21 protein-coding genes are annotated in these 16360 nt (G+C 38.3%); 9 read left to right on the top strand and 12 right to left on the bottom strand.

Going from position 1 to position 16360, the window contains the following annotated elements; translation table 11 throughout:
* Positions 1–14: 14 nt before the first annotated feature.
* A complete protein-coding gene (locus tag SB717_RS16615; protein ID WP_029714437.1) occupies positions 15–998 on the bottom strand; it encodes an asparaginase in 984 nt (327 codons plus the stop codon).
* Between the two features lie 267 nt (positions 999–1265).
* Here SB717_RS16615 and SB717_RS16620 point away from each other — a divergent pair, with 267 nt between their 5' ends.
* Positions 1266–1622 carry a helix-turn-helix domain-containing protein gene (locus SB717_RS16620; RefSeq protein WP_029714436.1) on the top strand — a complete coding sequence of 119 codons (357 nt, stop codon included), beginning with the start codon at positions 1266–1268 and terminating at the stop codon, positions 1620–1622.
* Between the two features lie 23 nt (positions 1623–1645).
* Here the strand turns inward: SB717_RS16620 and SB717_RS16625 are convergent, their stop codons facing one another.
* The 3 genes from SB717_RS16625 to SB717_RS16635 form a co-directional block, all read right to left on the bottom strand.
* Positions 1646–2038: a hypothetical protein gene (locus tag SB717_RS16625; protein WP_144644546.1), complete on the bottom strand. Its 393-nt coding sequence runs from the start codon at positions 2036–2038 to the stop codon at positions 1646–1648.
* Between the two features lie 146 nt (positions 2039–2184).
* The gene (locus SB717_RS16630) at positions 2185–2355 is read right to left on the bottom strand and encodes a hypothetical protein (RefSeq protein WP_013057775.1); all 171 of its coding nucleotides are present in this window, start codon (positions 2353–2355) and stop codon (positions 2185–2187) included.
* Positions 2356–2641: 286 nt separating this feature from the next.
* A complete protein-coding gene (locus SB717_RS16635) occupies positions 2642–4132 on the bottom strand; it encodes an MFS transporter (protein ID WP_098622681.1) in 1491 nt (496 codons plus the stop codon).
* A gap of 295 nt (positions 4133–4427) precedes the next feature.
* Between SB717_RS16635 and SB717_RS16640 the strand changes: the two genes are divergently transcribed.
* The 4 genes from SB717_RS16640 to SB717_RS16655 all read left to right on the top strand — a co-directional run bounded on the left by SB717_RS16640 (position 4428) and on the right by SB717_RS16655 (position 6400).
* On the top strand, positions 4428–4742 hold the full coding sequence (locus SB717_RS16640) for an ArsR/SmtB family transcription factor (RefSeq protein ID WP_013083854.1): 315 nt from the start codon (positions 4428–4430) through the stop codon (positions 4740–4742).
* 70 nt (positions 4743–4812) lie between these two features.
* Positions 4813–5241, top strand: coding sequence for a DMT family transporter (locus SB717_RS16645; protein ID WP_074680171.1), 429 nt, complete (start codon positions 4813–4815; stop codon positions 5239–5241).
* 12 nt (positions 5242–5253) lie between these two features.
* The gene (locus SB717_RS16650; RefSeq protein ID WP_074680168.1) at positions 5254–5706 is read left to right on the top strand and encodes a DMT family transporter; all 453 of its coding nucleotides are present in this window, start codon (positions 5254–5256) and stop codon (positions 5704–5706) included.
* Between the two features lie 238 nt (positions 5707–5944).
* On the top strand, positions 5945–6400 hold the full coding sequence (locus SB717_RS16655; RefSeq protein ID WP_014459377.1) for a hypothetical protein: 456 nt from the start codon (positions 5945–5947) through the stop codon (positions 6398–6400).
* Here SB717_RS16655 and SB717_RS16660 read toward each other — a convergent pair.
* Positions 6371–6454 carry a KxYKxGKxW signal peptide domain-containing protein gene (locus SB717_RS16660; protein WP_368485975.1) on the bottom strand — a complete coding sequence of 28 codons (84 nt, stop codon included), beginning with the start codon at positions 6452–6454 and terminating at the stop codon, positions 6371–6373. The two genes, SB717_RS16655 and SB717_RS16660, sit on opposite strands and share 30 nt — an antisense overlap.
* A 346-nt stretch (positions 6455–6800) precedes the next feature.
* On the opposite strand from SB717_RS16660, the gene aimA reads away from it, so the two are divergent.
* Complete coding sequence (gene aimA, locus SB717_RS16665) at positions 6801–8423, top strand: glutamate/serine transporter AimA (RefSeq protein WP_074680166.1); 1623 nt, start codon at positions 6801–6803, stop codon at positions 8421–8423.
* Between the two features lie 30 nt (positions 8424–8453).
* Here aimA and SB717_RS16670 read toward each other — a convergent pair whose 3' ends face one another.
* The 6 genes from SB717_RS16670 to SB717_RS16695 form a co-directional block, all read right to left on the bottom strand.
* Complete coding sequence (locus SB717_RS16670; protein WP_029714430.1) at positions 8454–8873, bottom strand: Rrf2 family transcriptional regulator; 420 nt, start codon at positions 8871–8873, stop codon at positions 8454–8456.
* A 99-nt stretch (positions 8874–8972) separates the two neighbouring features.
* A complete protein-coding gene (locus SB717_RS16675; RefSeq protein WP_410904239.1) occupies positions 8973–9617 on the bottom strand; it encodes a hypothetical protein in 645 nt (214 codons plus the stop codon).
* A gap of 221 nt (positions 9618–9838) precedes the next feature.
* Complete coding sequence (locus SB717_RS16680; protein WP_410904240.1) at positions 9839–10204, bottom strand: hypothetical protein; 366 nt, start codon at positions 10202–10204, stop codon at positions 9839–9841.
* Positions 10201–10506 carry an antibiotic biosynthesis monooxygenase family protein gene (locus SB717_RS16685; RefSeq protein WP_013057785.1) on the bottom strand — a complete coding sequence of 102 codons (306 nt, stop codon included), beginning with the start codon at positions 10504–10506 and terminating at the stop codon, positions 10201–10203. Before SB717_RS16685 ends, SB717_RS16680 begins: the two co-directional genes overlap by 4 nt.
* Positions 10507–10670: 164 nt before the next feature.
* On the bottom strand, positions 10671–11903 hold the full coding sequence (ystJ, locus tag SB717_RS16690) for an NADP-dependent malic enzyme (RefSeq protein ID WP_410904241.1): 1233 nt from the start codon (positions 11901–11903) through the stop codon (positions 10671–10673).
* Between the two features lie 268 nt (positions 11904–12171).
* Positions 12172–12966, bottom strand: coding sequence for an AAC(3) family N-acetyltransferase (locus SB717_RS16695; RefSeq protein WP_410904242.1), 795 nt, complete (start codon positions 12964–12966; stop codon positions 12172–12174).
* 317 nt (positions 12967–13283) lie between these two features.
* Here SB717_RS16695 and SB717_RS16700 point away from each other — a divergent pair, with 317 nt between their 5' ends.
* Positions 13284–14288: a DUF3231 family protein gene (locus SB717_RS16700; protein ID WP_410904243.1), complete on the top strand. Its 1005-nt coding sequence runs from the start codon at positions 13284–13286 to the stop codon at positions 14286–14288.
* A 236-nt stretch (positions 14289–14524) separates the two neighbouring features.
* A complete protein-coding gene (locus tag SB717_RS16705; RefSeq protein ID WP_410904244.1) occupies positions 14525–15055 on the top strand; it encodes a GNAT family N-acetyltransferase in 531 nt (176 codons plus the stop codon).
* A 41-nt stretch (positions 15056–15096) separates the two neighbouring features.
* On the opposite strand, the gene SB717_RS16710 is transcribed toward SB717_RS16705, so the two are convergent.
* Positions 15097–15846: an SDR family NAD(P)-dependent oxidoreductase gene (locus tag SB717_RS16710; protein ID WP_410904245.1), complete on the bottom strand. Its 750-nt coding sequence runs from the start codon at positions 15844–15846 to the stop codon at positions 15097–15099.
* 199 nt (positions 15847–16045) lie between these two features.
* On the opposite strand from SB717_RS16710, the gene SB717_RS16715 reads away from it, so the two are divergent.
* Positions 16046–16312, top strand: a complete 267-nt coding sequence (locus SB717_RS16715; RefSeq protein ID WP_074680150.1) for a hypothetical protein — start codon at positions 16046–16048, stop codon at positions 16310–16312.
* Positions 16313–16360: the final 48 nt, after the last annotated feature.

Here is a 16360-nt window from a genome sequence, read left to right on the forward strand (position 1 = left end):
ACCTGCTTTCTGTTTTAATTAATATCTTCTGCAATCGACGTTTCCATCATCTTTTTCACTTGGTGAGGGTCTTTCGTTTGTCCGAGCACCCACATTAATTTAGGAACAATGGCTTCTGTATTCATGTTTTTTGAGCGAACGACGCTGTCATGATTAATCATTCGGCCTACTTCATAAATGCCCATGTCTTCTCCTTCTTCAAGACACTGAGTCGTAATGACAACGGATACACCGTGGTTCGTTAACTCAACAAGCTTGGCTAAAATGTTACGAACTTGAAATGGAATTCCTCCACTTCCATAGCTTTCAACAACAACGCCTTGATATACATCTTTTAATCCATCAAAAAATTCAGGTTTAATGCCAGGAAACAGTTTGACAACTGCTACATCCGTACAAAGAGATGTATTAACCGTTAACTCTTCTTTACTAGAGCGAATGGATTTTGCATATTCCACCGTATTATCATGGATAGACGCCACGTATGGATAGTTAATGCTTTCAAATGCGTCATAACTTTTTGTACGAAGCTTAATTGCTCTTGTGCCTTGAATCACACGACCGTCAAAGACTACATAGACTCCGCCTGTTTCTTCACATGCAAAGCGAATCGCATCTGCAATATTGCGCTTCGCGTCCGTTTTACTAAAAGAAATAGGAATTTGAGATCCTGTAATCGCAATTGGTTTTTTAGAATGCTGAAGCATGTAAGAAAGAGCTGCCGATGTGTAGGCCATTGTATCCGTTCCGTGAGTAATAACAAAACCATCGTATTCATTATAATGCTCTTCAATCGCTTTTGCCATCTCTATCCAACATTCTGGCTGCATATTTGTACTATCAAGATTCATAAGAGATTTGCTGTCAATTTGACAGTGTTCATTTAAATCAGGTATGTAGCTTAGTAATTGATCTGGCTCCATTCCAGGAACAAGTCCATTTTCACCTTCAAGTGAAGCGACCGTTCCGCCAGTTGATAACAATAATAGTTTTTTCAAAACCGACATCCCCTTTGCTTAATTTCTGTAAAAAAACCTGACAATCTATCAAATAAATTATATTCATTTCGCGTACTTCACCTGTAATTATAGTAACCCGAATTCAATAAATCAAGAGAAAAATTATTCGTTTCGCGTACACTTTTCTCTACAGCAATGATATAATGAATAAAAATGTAAATTAGCTCACGGTTTGATTACAAAGATCTGCGCGCGAGCTGAATGCCTCGGTTTTTTACATACTACACCTACAAAGGAGCGTCATGAATGTTAAGCAGATTAGCTCAACTCAGGAAAGAAAAAAAATGGTCTCTTCAATATACAGCTGACCAGCTTGAAATTGCTAAAAGCACCTACGCAGGATACGAATCTGGCTATCGTCGTCCTTCTCTTGAAGCACTCGTTACAATCGCAGAACTATTTGATACATCAACAGACTACTTGCTAGGTAAGGAAAAGGAACCTCATTCTCCTTCAGATGCACCCATCGAATTAACATCGCCTCAAACTCATAGAATTACGGTCGACGGTGCGGAACTATCTCAAGAAGAAATTCAGCAGCTGACGGCCTTTATTCGTGCTAAAAGACAAATTGAAAAAGAAACTGCACCTTCTTCAATGTAAAGAAGATTAGAAGCAGGTTGCTTCTAATCTTCTAGCTGCATTTCTAAATAGCCTACTACTTCTTTTATTATTTCCTCTTCTGTTTCTTCCATCAGCTCTCCGGTTATCTTGCTGCCTGGGAGCTTCTTCGAAGAACGAATGCCCAAAAACGTGCGTACACAGTGCCAGATAGGAATAAAAAGACCATCTAAAAACTCATCTTTTTCTAAAATACCCACTTGAATAGTGGCGTGATAACCAGGGTGAAAAGGATTTCCCCCTTCACGTATCACATTTATAGAAAGCTGCACACCTTTCTTTTTAAAAGCTTCTTTATATTGTTCATATATGGATATGAGACGTTCTTGCATAGACCTTTCAACCGTATGTATATGTTGTTCTAACTGTGGCGTAAACTGTTTTGCTGTGTATTCCATCTATCTCCCTCCCCCTTCGTTTCCCTCTCTGTTATTTTAGCGACTTTCCTTTGATTGTATCGTAAGAAAAGCATTCGTCTGTCTAGCAAAAAAACCCGCTTTTTTATAGAAAAGCGGGGTCCATACATACCTTTATTAGCAATAGCCTACATTGCTTTATCTTGTTTAGAAGATGATTTTAATTTCTTATTTTTAGTTGGATCTGGCTCATTAGAAGACATGATGATGTTTCCTTCGCCGTTGCACACTTTGCACTTTATAAATCCAAATTTCTTACCGGCTCCTTGGCATTGTGGACAAACATATCGAATTGGCATAAACTGTACCTTCCTTTTTTCTAATTTATACCTGCGCCTTGAAAGCGCCTGTGGTTAGTTTATAGTTTCATTATAAATTGTACAATCCACCCTATCAAGACGTGCCAAATTGCACATCTTTAATGGCAAAAAATCCTTCCTTTCTAAAATTCACCTAAAAAATGAGTCAATAGGCAGGAGAATCTCTATTGTTTTTAAAAGGCAATACGTCAGAGGAAGTTTCTTATTGGATATAATTAGCGAATCCCCGCGCTAAAAATTTTACTCTTTTTCGTGAAGCTAAAGGTTAAACAACCGTTTTGTCTCGAATTTCTTTTGAAATAGTTACGTCTCTCCAAAGCTGTTCGTATTTATAGCCCGTTAAACTTTCACAAACCGCTTTCGCTTCAGGGGTAACGGCCGTCGCCCGGCCGCCCTTTTTTCTTCTTTCAATTTCAGCTAATAAAATTTTGTGATTTTTCGGACTTATTTTGAACCATATGGTTGCTATAATTCCCATGAGAATCAAAATAGCAGGTACAACCATGAACAGCTTTTGTAAGCCGGCTAACGTAGACGCTGACTGCTCGGCATTTGGTACATAGCCAATATTCTTTAAGGCAACACCAACAAGAAAAATTGCAAGCGCCTGAGACGATTTTCGAATAAATGACATCAGCCCTGCATACACGCCTTCTCTTCTTTTTGTCGTAATCATTTCATCTACATCTGATACAAACGGCAGTACATTCCATGGAATCATAATCGCTCCCGAATGACCGCTTCCTAAAAAAAATGCCGCTAAGTAAATAAGAACTAAAGAGCTATCTTTTGTTAGGAAACTGAATAAAATAATGCCCGTGCCCCAAATGACCATGCTGAAGTTATAGGTTAATTTATTTCCTAACTTAATGGCTATGTACGTAACAAGAGGAATGAATAGCACTTGTGTAATTTGCACAAAGCTCAGGGTATCTGCATAAATAGCTTCGCGCAGCATGTAATAGGCAATAAAATAAAAGAAAAGAGCATTAAATACATCCATTGCAATGTAAGATGCTAAATACATGGCAAGATACACGTTAAACGACTTGTTTTTAAAGGCACTTCCAAAACTGATAAACAGCTGCTTAAATTCTAGCCAAAATCCGTTTTTCTTTTTTCGTTCCACTACTTCTCCGCTATCCCATGTTCCTTTGTAAACAAAGATCCATGGAAGAGCAAAAAGAAGACCAAAGATAATGCCCATGATTAAATACCCTTGTCCACCTGGAAATGCATCAATGATTCGTTTCGGGAAAAAAGCACCTAAAAATGAAGCGCCTTGTGAAAAGACCATGCGTATTCCCGTCATTTTTGAACGAATACTATAATCTGTCGTCATCTCTGCTGCTAGCGTATTGTAAGGAACCATGACCATACCAAACGCCGTGTTAAATAAAAGATAGGCTAAGATGAAATAGGTGTATTTAAACATATGCGAGCCTTCAATAGGAATCCACAGCATACTGAACGTGATGGCAACTGGAATGATTCCAAAAAGAAAAAAGACTCTTCTTCGTCCTTTTTTTGTCTGAAGATGATCAGATATGTACCCAATGGTTGGATCTAACAAAGCATCCCACACTTTTCCAAGAGCTACAATCGTGCCTGCTTCTACAGGAGAAAGCCCGACTACATCCGTTAAAAACACCATAAACAATGTGCCGATAATAAAAAAGGATCCTCCCCCAAACAAATCCCCAAATCCATACGCTACCATATTACGAAAGCGCACTTGTTTTGTTTTCCCTTGCATATGCAGCCCTCCCCCTGAGTAAATAGACTAGCTTCTTTTGTTATTCACTTTTTTCTATTTTACTAAACTATCCCTTGAAAAATAAGGAATATGTCATCTGTTCTGCTCAAGAAAATAAGATGCTTTCTAATTATATAAGTAGAAAAATAACTGGGTAAAACGTTCTTCTTTATACCCTATTATAAGTAGACTTTTTGTTCACAGCTATTATAATTCAACCCATCGCTGATCATTTAGCTATAAAATGTAAACTTGAACATTTGACATCTGAGCTGTGACGAATAAAATAATAAGTATGAAACCTATTGATATCTTTAAAGCATTATCTAATGAAACTCGATTAAATATATTAGAGTGGTTAAAAGAACCTGAAAAGCATTTTAAAGACAAACAAGCACATTTGCCTAAGGAGGTCAGCAGCAGAGGCGGTGTTTGCGTGGGAGATATTCAGGAAAAAGCTCAGCTGTCTCAGTCCACAGTGTCCAGTTATCTTTCCATGATGCAAAAAGCAGGTTTGTTAGAGTCAATTCGGCACGGTCAATGGACATACTATCGCCGAAATGAAGAAACGCTTCAAGAGCTTTCTTCATTCTTACGAAAAAAACTTTAACGAGTTTTTTTCACTTATTATATCTATTTTTCTAGATATACAAATATAAAGAAATACTGGAGTGATAAATGTGAAGTTGTTGGTTTATTTAGTTGCGGTTTTAGGCGGCGCTGCTTTAAGTATGGAAGGCGCCATTGCCGGAGAACTTGGAAAAACAGTTGGAAAACTTGAAAGCAGTTATTATATTTTTATCATGGGAACGCTCATTTTAGGTCTGACCACCCTATTTGCTGGAAAAGGAAATTTACCTTACGTCTTAAAAGCGCCTAAGTGGAATTTAACCGGAGGTTTATTAGGTACGGTTTATTTAACGATTCTAGTGATTAGTATCCCCTTTATCGGAATTGGTGTTTCAATGGTTGCGGTTATTGTGGGCCAAATGATTACAAGTATGATCATTGAGCATTTTGGTTGGGTTGGCAGCAGCAAAATTAAAATTAACAAAGAACGCGTAATGGCTATAGTATGTATGGGAATTGCGCTTGTACTTATTTTCTAGGAGGGTTTTACAATGAGTTTATTAATGGTGATACTTACCTTAATAGGAGGATTAACGCTAAGCGCTCAGTCTTCTATTAACGGTACACTAAGTAAAAAAGCAGGTACGTTTGAAACAGCTTTTTTAACCTTTGCAACAGGTGCCATGATTTTAACGATTGTTGTTGTCTTCTTTGGACAAGGAAACATTCTTTCTGTTTTCGATGTCCCTAAATGGCAGCTTACCTGCGCTTTATTCGGAGCATCTTATTTATTTCTAACCGTTTTAGCTGTTCCTAAAATTGGCGTAACAGCAGCTAATATTTCAACTGTTATCGGTCAGTTATTTGCAAGTATGATTATCGACCATTTTGGCTGGTTTGGAAGCAAGGAAGTACCTTTTGATCTATCCCGCTGGATTGGTGCAGCATTTATGTTATTAGCTCTTTATTTTATTTTTAAAGGCAATAAGAAAACAGCAGCATAAAATGATCATGAAAATAGCCAAGTGTCTATATAAAAGTGCACTTGGCTATTTTTTGTGCGTAACCCACATTTGAATTTTCAATCAATTATTTAGAACATATTTTATTTAAACTAAATTGATTTTTAATCAGATAAATTTCACAAAAAAATTGTGCATACCTTCATGCCTTTGTTCAAAAGATAAAGATGCAGATCTAGAAAATCGGCTACATAAACGAACAGGTAAGGTGGGTTTTTTCGTGGGAAAATTTTTATTTTTAGCAGCATTTGTCTTTTTTTGTTTTACGCTTTCCATTTCCGCAGAAGAAAATATACCAGAAGAAAATATAGAATCACACGTAAGTCAGCCTGTTGTAAAAGATTTTATTTATCAATCTCTTGAACCTTGGGTACATCAAGATATTACTTCTCATTATGAGAAGGTTTACGGTAAACAGCATAAAAAAGTAAAAGTTCGCCCGATTAAAAAAGATGATATTGGGATACAAATGGGTGAAATCCAGCCCGGTAAAGGCGGTAAGTTTACTCATATTGTGAGGGTGAAAATCTTAAACTTGAAAGTAAAACCTGAGGGAGAAGATGAATTCTTTGCAACGGATACGCTTATTTATAAAGTGAATATCAACGAACTTTCTGCTGAAAATGATGTAGAAAACGTTGTAAAATTACTCGAATATAAACATCAAGAAAGATAAAGGCCCAAAAAGCCAATTCTTACCCCTTTTGAAGGTATTTATTCCGCTATTCAAAAGGGGCTTTATTATGAAGCGTGTTTTCTCTTCACAACTTTAGGGAATGTAACTACCACTATCCCCTAATTTTTTCATATTGCTAGTGCATAAGATGCGAACTTGATAACTTTTTGTCGGTTTTTATCTATTTCTGTAGGGTTTCTTGTAGGATAAAAAAGAAAGTAAAGCGCTTTAATTGCTATGACAGAAAGGTTGAGGATAGCTGTCCTGCATAACTGGAAATCAATAGGTATTAAGAACTGCATGTAACGACGAAAGTTGACAGCAAAAGATTTCAGAATAATAATAATAAAGCAACAACGTTTAAATGAAAGACTTATTTTACATGAAAGGTGTTAGTCAGATGAACAATTTACATCGAAGAATGGGAACCTTCGCGTTAACCATGACGGGACTTGGGTCAATTATTGGTTCCGGCTGGTTATTCGGAGCGTGGCGAGCAGCTCAAATTGCAGGGCCGGCAGCTATTTTATCATGGGTCATTGGAATGGTCGTTATTTTATTTATTGCACTTTCTTACAGTGAATTAGGATCCATGTTTCCCGAAGCCGGCGGGATGGTCAAGTATACGCAGTACTCACACGGTTCGTTTATTGGTTTTATTGCTGCTTGGGCAAACTGGATTGCGATTGTATCCGTTATTCCAGTAGAAGCAGTAGCTTCTGTACAGTATATGAGTTCATGGCCTTGGAAGTGGGCACAGTGGACAAGCCACCTCGTAGAAAAAGGAACATTAACTGGCGAAGGGTTAGCTATCGCTACTGTGCTATTGGTTATTTACTTTTTACTGAATTATTGGACAGTTGGACTATTTTCCAAAGCCAACTCGTTAATTACTATTTTTAAAATTGTTATACCAGGACTTACAATCGGAGCACTTTTATTTGTAGGCTTTCACGGCGAGAACTTCACTTCTGGAAGCAGCATCGCACCAAACGGCTGGGCTAGCGTGCTAACAGCAGTTGCTACGTCTGGGATTGTATTTGCTTTTAACGGTTTTCAAAGCCCCATTAATATGGCGGGAGAAGCGAAAAATCCGGGCCGCTCTATTCCGATTGCGGTAGTAGGCTCAATTTTAGTCGCTACAGTCATTTATCTGCTTCTTCAAATTGCTTTTATCGGGGCTGTAAACCCTTCTGATATTGCGAAGGGATGGAGTCATTTAAACTTTAACTCTCCATTTGCAGATTTAGCCATTGCGCTCAACATTAACTGGCTTGTCATTGTCCTGTATGCAGATGCGTTTGTTTCACCATCTGGAACAGGTATTACGTATACAGCTACTACTGCTCGAATGATTTATGGTATGGAACAAAATAAATATTTGCCAAGTGTCCTAGGACGCCTTCATCCGATTTATGGTGTTCCGCGTCAAGCCATGTTTTTTAACTTAGCTGTTGCTCTTGTCTTTTTGTTTTTATTTCGGGGCTGGGGCGTGCTTGCTGAAATTATTTCAGTCGCTACGCTTATCTCTTACATTACAGGTCCTGTTACGGTTATGACGCTAAGACGAACTGGCAGCGATTTATATCGTCCCCTTCGTTTAAAAGGATTAAGCATCATTGCGCCGCTTGGTTTTATTTTTGCTTCTTTAACCTTATATTGGGCGCGCTGGCCGCTAACTGGACAAGTTTTGTTTATTATTTTAATCGGCCTTCCTATTTATTTTTATTATCAAGCAAAGGCTAAATGGAAAGGCTTTCGACAGAACTTCAAAGGCGGCGTATGGATGGTTGTATACTTACTTTGTATGATGACTATTTCCTGGCTTGGAAGCGAAAAGTTTGGCGGCCTTAATGTTATTAAATATGGATGGGATATGGGAATTATTGTTGTTGTTTCTCTTCTCTTCTACACATGGGCTTTAAAAAGCGGCTTCAAAACGGAGTATTTAGAGAATGGAAAAAAAGTAAATGACGACTTAAAAGCAGCAGTGAATGAAACAGCAGCTTCTAAAGAGTCATAAAAAAAGCACCTTGCATAAGCAAGGTGCTTTTTAGTGAGCAGTTCTAACTTTTTTCAGCACGTCTTCGATCGTAATTTGATCTAAATGCCTGATGACGCTTTGCTCACTCTCTGTAAAAATGTCGTCCATCACTGTTTGAATGTTTGATTTCACAATACAGTCAGCGTCAGGGTCGCCGCTGCACCAGTGAGGCTTCAACGTCCCTGTCGATATAACTCGGTAAATCACTCCAAGACTTATTTCAGCAGGGCTGCAGCCTAAAGTATAACCGCCCCCTAGCCCTTCTTTTGTCCGAACCAAGTTGTTTTTTCTGAGTGTACTCATTGTTTTCCGAACCCGTGCAGGATTGGTACAGATGTTATAAGCAATCAATTCACTGCTTGCTCGGTGATCTGGTAAATTTGCTAGGAACACTAAGCTGTGCACGGCAATGGTAAATTCACTGTTCATCTTCCATAAACCACCTTTTTTCTTTCTCTACTGCAACGTTAAGTGACACAGTTCAAAAAGTCAAGAGAGCAAGGAGGGAAAGAAGAACTGTAGCTTTATTTATTCACGGTCTTCTTTCTCTATACTTTCTACTTCGTTAGCTGAGTTGATTTCAAGGTATACCGTCTTTTCTTTCAAACTGCCTTTTTCTTCTTTTTCAAAATCTGTACTTTTTTGATACGTTTTTTTGCCGTTTGGAACTTTTACCGTTATATGTTTGTTACTTTCTTCTATAAAAATACCCACAACTTTACGTTCGTTTCCATCTTGTTCGTACACGCCATCTTTATCTGCTTTTGCTTTTGGAGTTAATTCAATACTAATTGCTTCTTGTTTAGCTGCGTCAATTTCAGCTTCTACTTCTTTGTTAATCATATCTTTTAGCTGTGAGCCTTCTACTTCCATCCTAGAGCTTTTTGGTACTTTAACGAGTTGATCATCGATATTCAGCGTCATTTCTTTTTCAGCGTCTTTTTTTAACGTACCGATCAAGTCAAAATCTTCATCTTTCCCCTTTTTAATGTTTGGGTCGCTCGAATACTGCTGTAGCTTTGTCAATTCTTGACGGTCTTCAATTGGTTTTTCCTCTGCTTTATGATTATCAGATTTTGTTTTGTTAGCTGGTTCCCCTGAACAAGCTGCTGCACTTCCAGTCATACACATAGCGATTAAAAACAGGATTCCTTTTGTTAGCTGTTTTTGCATATGTATTCTCCTTTTTCTTTTTTATTTCCACCTTTATATATATGTAAAACAAAAAAGTGAGACATAACTACATCACTCCAATCAACAGCTAGAAGCATCTACATACAGGAAACCTACGTTCACCCTACCAATGAAAAAATCCGAACGGGTTGAATTCTCTATCAAGAATCAAACCCGTTCGGATTTTCTTTCAACTAAAACACTTTTGTCCTAGTCTCTTTTTAAAGCTGCTGTTGCTTCAGTATATGATTCGCTTCTTCTAAGTAAGTCACATACGCCTGTACTTGTTTATCACCATAATTATCTAGTTCAAACAGCGCTTCTTGTATAAAATTAAAATTATCAATAATATGCTGTGTTTTCATGCCTCGGCTTGTAAGTAAATTGTTTAACCATAAGGCATAGTCCGTAAAAATTTGCAGGTTGTCTAACTTATATGCTGTCTCAAGATACTTCATATGATAATGATTATCTTCATGACATCTTTCTTTGCCGCGCTCTCCGAATTTTTCGAGCAAAGAAGGTTCTAACTCGTAGATTTTCTCCGTTACTCTTTCGACGATCTTATTAACGGGAAGTGAACTCATCGTGCCACCACTTTGTACTGAGAAACTTTTGGGATGACAGCTGCCAGTTCTTGATCAGGGTACTTTTTCTCTAAATCATGAATACGCTTGAAATCTTCGCTTCGTACCCAGCTTAAATAATTCTCTTTCGTATCAAATGTAAGCTGAACGGTGAGCTCCCCTGCTCGCTTATCGTTTTGAAGAAGTAGAAAGTCTACAAATCCTGGAGCCTCGTCAACTGATTTTGAACGATTTTTATAAATTCCAATCACTTCTTCAGCTTTTTCATCCGGTACATTAAATGTTGAAAATACGGTGTACATCTTTGTTCCTCCCTTTATGATACAAAACCTGGGTTCTTTTCTCTTTATTGTACATCATCCGGGAGATGAAATGGTGTTACGTTTAGATTTCACTGGGGTTACAGCAGGTCTTTAACATAAAAATCCCTTTGAAACAGCGTTTCAAAGGGATTTTTTATCCGTTATTAGTTTTGGATTTTTGTTAATTGTTCTGTATGTGTTTTTACACGTGCTGGATCAATTGTAATACGGGCAACACCTGAATCCATTGCCGCTTTTGCTACAGACTCTGCTACAGCTGGCGCTACGCGAGGATCAAATGGTCCAGGGATAACGTAATCTGTGTTTAGCTCTTCTTCTGTAATAAGGGCTGCAATTGCTTCAACAGCAGCTTTTTTCATTTCTTCGTTGATATGAGTAGCGCGAACGTCTAACGCACCGCGGAAAATTCCAGGGAATGCAAGAACGTTGTTTACTTGGTTAGGGAAGTCTGAACGACCTGTTCCAATAACAGCCGCTCCTGCTTCTTTTGCAGCGTCTGGCTTGATTTCTGGATTAGGATTTGCCATCGCAAAGATAATTGCATCTTCATTCATTGATTTAACCATCTCTTGAGATAATGCATCTGCTGCAGATACGCCGATAAATACATCCGCGCCTTTAATTACATCGCTTAGCGTACCGCTTTCTTTGTTTACATTTGTATAAGAAGCCACTTCAGCTTTTACTTTGTTCATACCTTGAGGGCGTCCTTCATAAATCGCACCTCTTGTATCACACATAATCATGTCACGTACGCCGTAAGAATAAAGAAGTTTTGTAATGGCAATGCCGGCAGCTCCTGCTCCGTTTAAGACGATTTTTAAGTCTTCCATTGATTTGTTTACAATTTTTAATGCATTTACAAGTCCTGCTACCGTTACGATTGCTGTACCATGCTGATCATCATGGAATACAGGAATATCTACTTCTTTTTTCAAGCGCTCTTCAATTTCAAAGCACTGTGGAGCTGCGATATCTTCTAAGTTAATGCCTCCGAATGTGTGAGCCATTAATTTTACAGTTTCAACAATTTTATCTGTATCTGTTGTATCAAGTGCAATTGGGAATGCGTCCACGCCTGCAAAGCTTTTAAATAAAATTGCCTTTCCTTCCATAACAGGAAGTGAAGCTGCAGGTCCGATGTTTCCAAGGCCAAGAACAGCAGTACCATTTGTCACAACGCCGACCATGTTTCCTTTCATTGTGTAATCATACACCGTTTCTGGATGTTCATGAATTTCTTTACAAGGTTCTGCTACTCCCGGAGAGTAAGCTAAGCTTAAATCTTGAGCGTTTTGAACTTCAACTTTTGATTTAACTTCTAACTTACCTTGTTTTTCTTGATGCATATGTAGTGCTTGATCACGTAGTGACATAATTGTATTCTCTCCTTTTTTCTATACATTTAAATTTTTTAATGAATTTATTTAACACTTGCTTTTTATCTCCATAATTGTAAGACAACCTGACCGAATAAATTCACAGACAAGTGCCATTATGAAACAAGAAACATAAAAAGTAAACTATCTTGCTTAAACGACGGCTGCGCTTTGTTAATATAAAGTCTAGAGGCGGCGGGACTCTTGTTTGTCTCACTTCAAGTTGTCTGATATACAGACAACTTAGAAAGCATACAAGCGCTCACTATAGCGCTTTCAAATACGTTTCAGCAAAATCGACGGCTTTAGGCATTGAAAAGAAGTATGCACATACTGAACCGATTTTTTCAGCTTTTATTCTTTTTGCTTCAATAAACGCTTCACCTATCTCTTCAAACAGCTCTTCTCGAAACTCTAATTCTTTATACGTCTTCCATACTCGCTTTCCTGAATCCATAACTGGAGACCCTTTTTGAATCACGTTTCGATATGGAATCCGATATTCTGCTAGATGAAAAGAAGTATTATTTCCAAACCCGACACCTAATAATAAAACAAAGGCATGTTTTTTGTAAAGCCTTTCAAGAGGAGAATTTTCGCCTAAACTAAATTCAAGAGGATGATCTCTTAAGATGTCTTCGCTGTCCTTTCCCCAAGCGACGAATGAATACATTGGATGGCTGCTTCTTCTTACGCCAGGATATGTTCGAAAAGTTTCCACGATTTGTCCCATCCCGCTTGTTGGTGTATGAGCTGGATCATATGCAGGCATCGTTTCCCGAATAGTTTCCCACCACTCTTTTGGCACAGACGGATTATTCCATTCTGATGGATCCGAAAGATCGACCGACTGTGACGGCATCACGATCGTTCCTTCCTCTGTCACTGTCTCCATTAAAGCTTGAACAACGGCTACTGAACCTCCGTTTACCCACCCTAATGAAGATAGCGAAGAATGAACCGTGATAGTCATCCCTTTTGTTATGCCTAACCTGCGTAAATCTTCTTTTAATGTATCTTTCGTTCTAGGATGATCTGTTGCTTGGACAATGTGCTTCATCGTAAGCTCCTTACTTATGGTGCTGCTAGAATTTATTGCTGAACTCTAGCAATATATGTAAAACTTATGTTTCCATAATAGTAAGAATAACACCAATTGTCAAATTATTTAAAGTAATATAAAAACTTAGTTTTATTCATATCAGTTATCATACAACTGACTTGTTGGTAAGGTTTATTTCCTTCAATTATCTTACTATAATAACTGCAACTGAGGTCTTTCAATAAATTAAAAAGAAGAATATTCCTATAAATAAAAGAAATACTAAGGAAGCTATACATATTTACCTATCACTATTTTCAGGAGGAATGTGTACAATGAGCACATCAAAACTTCCGCCGCTCACGTCCTCAGAGCTTGCTAACTTATGGATGACTTATCAGGAAAAAACGATGATTTTGAGGTTTTTAGAATATTTTCTGGAAGATAAACAGGATTACAAAGAACTTTTTGAGCTATATTACAGCCGATCTTTAAAAAGTGTAGCGCAAATTAAAGAAATATTTGAGAATGAAGGCGCTGTTATCCCAATTGGTTTTACGAAAGATGACGTGAATGTAGGAGTTCCTAAGCTATACGACCATATGTTCGAAGTCATGTATATACGCTTAATGTCTCAAATTGAAACAGGACTGTTTGCTTTGCATTCGACCATGTCTTACCGAGAAGATATCCGGAATTTCTTCGTAGAGGCAACAGCAGAAGCACAGGACATATACAATCAATCCACACAAGTATTGTTAGAAACGGGTGTCATCGCAAAACCCCCATACGTTTCTATGCCTAAGGAAATCCATTTTGTCCATGCGCAAAATTATATAGGCGGATTGAGCTGGTTTAGCGAAAAAAGATCGTTGAATACCATTGAAGTGTCACTTATTCAACATGCTGTTGATACAAATCTTGTAGGAATGCAGCTGATGATTGGTTTTGCTCAAGTGGCCAACAACAAAGAGGCACAGCAGCATTTTGTCAGGGGTATGAAGCTTTCGAAGAAAATTGAAACAGAACTAGGTGATATTTTACGCCATAGCTATATAGAACCTCCGGCTACTCATGCCGGAAAAGCGACGAATTCAACTGTTCCTCCTTTTTCAGACAAGCTGATGATGTACAATACGAGTCTTTTGAGTACGTTCGGTCTGGGGAGTAACGCTTTAGGAGGAGCCTTTAGTTTAAGAAGTGATTTGCCATTAAAGATGCTCCAGCTTGCAAAAGACATTTACAGTTTGGCAAAAGAAGGCGGTAAAGTCATGATTCAAAACGGATGGCTTGAAGAGCCTCCTCAAATTGAAGATCGTAATCAGTTAACTAAAAAATAGGTTCTTTCCTACAGGAAAGCTAGCTGCTCTACGTGCAGCTAGCTCTATTTGTTTTTGTAGTATACTGTTTTTAGTGCTAGTACGTAGCAACTGTTTGCGTTATTTAGAAGTTTTTCCTGTCTTTTTCTCAGTCGTTTAGCTTGTATTTCCACTTAATTTATAAGAGAAAAATAAAATAAAAGGTATTTTCTCTGAGCTGACGAAATCTTTCTATATAAAATAGAAAGGAGAAAAGTATGTTTCCTATTCTTCATACACCTCGCACTACACTGCGTGAAATAACAGAAGTCGATGCAGATACTATCTTTGACTGCTTCTCTCAGAAAGAAGTTATTAGATATTACGGGCAAGAAAAATTAACAACTTTCCAAGAAGCTTTGCATCTGATTGATATTTTTGCTGAGAATTACAGAAATCAAAAAGGTTTGCGCTGGGGAATTGAACGGCTCGATACGGGGGAATTAATGGGGACAGTCGGGTTTAATCAGTGGAACCAAAAGCATAAGCGGGCAGAAATTGGCTATGAGCTACACCCTAAGCACTGGGGGCACGGCTATGCTTCGGAAGCTGCTTCGGCTGTTATGGCTTATGGATTTGATACCCTTCAGCTAGTGCGAATTGGAGCTGTTGTGTTTCTTAAAAACAAGGCATCTCAGCACGTGCTTGAAAAACTCGGGTTTCAACAAGAAGGCGTGTTAAAAAACTATATGTGTCAAAACGGAAAAGCTCACGATACGTTTGTTTATAGCTCCCTGCCTCCTACATAGTAAAAAAAGGATTCTTTTCTTAAAAAGAATCCTTTTTTATTTTATTTAAATGCTGCATACCCATCATCAGCCATGATGACGCTGCCGTTTACAGCTCCCGCTTCTTCTAATGAAAGCAAATAAATCATATCTGCAATTTGTTTTGGTGTAGTGAGCTTTCTGCTCATCGTTTTCGCTTTCATTCCTTCAATCATACCGTTGTCTTTATAGCCTTGAATAATGGGCGTATCAACAAACCCTGGAGCAACGGCGACGACGCGAATACCATATTTAGCGAGATCTAGCGCAGCTGATTTTGTCATCATCACAACAGCTCCTTTTGTTGCGTGATAGGCATAGGTACCGGGTGAAGCTAAGAAGCTAAAAATAGATGCCGTATTGATAATGACGCCTTTAATACCTAACTCTCTCATTTTCCTGCCCGCTGCCATAATCCCATATGTAACGCCGTGCTGATTCACATTAATAATACGGTGATATTCTTCTAAGTCTTGATCTAAAACAGATGTGGGCCGTCCAATCCCTGCATTGTTAAACATCACATCAATTCCTCCAAATTTGTTCACCGTTTCCTCAATCAGTGCTTCCACTTCTTCAAACTTTGTGACGTCCGTTTGTACAAATAAAGCACTGCCTCCAGCTGCTTCAATTTGTTGAAGCGTCTCTTTTCCTTTTCCTTCATCATAATCAGCAATGACCACCGCGTCTCCTTTTTGCGCAAACTTTAAGGCAGTTTCTTTGCCAATTCCGCTTGCTCCCCCTGTAATAACCGCTACTCGTTTTTGCTGCATGTTTCTCCCTCCTTGATAAAAATTCCTTTCTTTTACATTATAGCATTCTTTTTTTCTACCAGCCGTTTCTATTCATCACCTCATTACTATGAAATTGGTTAAGTTAGGCATAGTCAAACGCCTTTTCCACTAAAAATCACCGTGTGTACAAGCAGTCTGTCATTTTTTACATTTACTATAGGGTAAGGAGGTGATGGCTATGCATGAACACACAGGTAATGTATCTATTCCGCGTCCTCCGGATGTGGTGACAATTCTGTGGGAGCGAAATCCTTTGGATAGACAAGCTCCTCGTACCATCGTAGAAGCAACGGTAATTGGCCGCGTAAATCCTTGCGGACGCTTGTTAGCTCAAGGTCAGCGCTACCGCACTGCAGCTCATTGTTTACTTGACAACGGCTTTGAACAAATTACTGCTGAAAGATTAGGGGTATTTGGAGTAGCTGTATTTGTTAGAGAATATTAAAATAGCAAAAGGGACTTTTCTGTAAGTTAGAAAAGTCCCTTTATACAT

It is taken from the genome of Priestia sp. SIMBA_032 (assembly GCF_046535215.1).
In the GTDB taxonomy this organism is placed as follows: Bacteria; Bacillota; Bacilli; order Bacillales; family Bacillaceae_H; genus Priestia; species Priestia aryabhattai.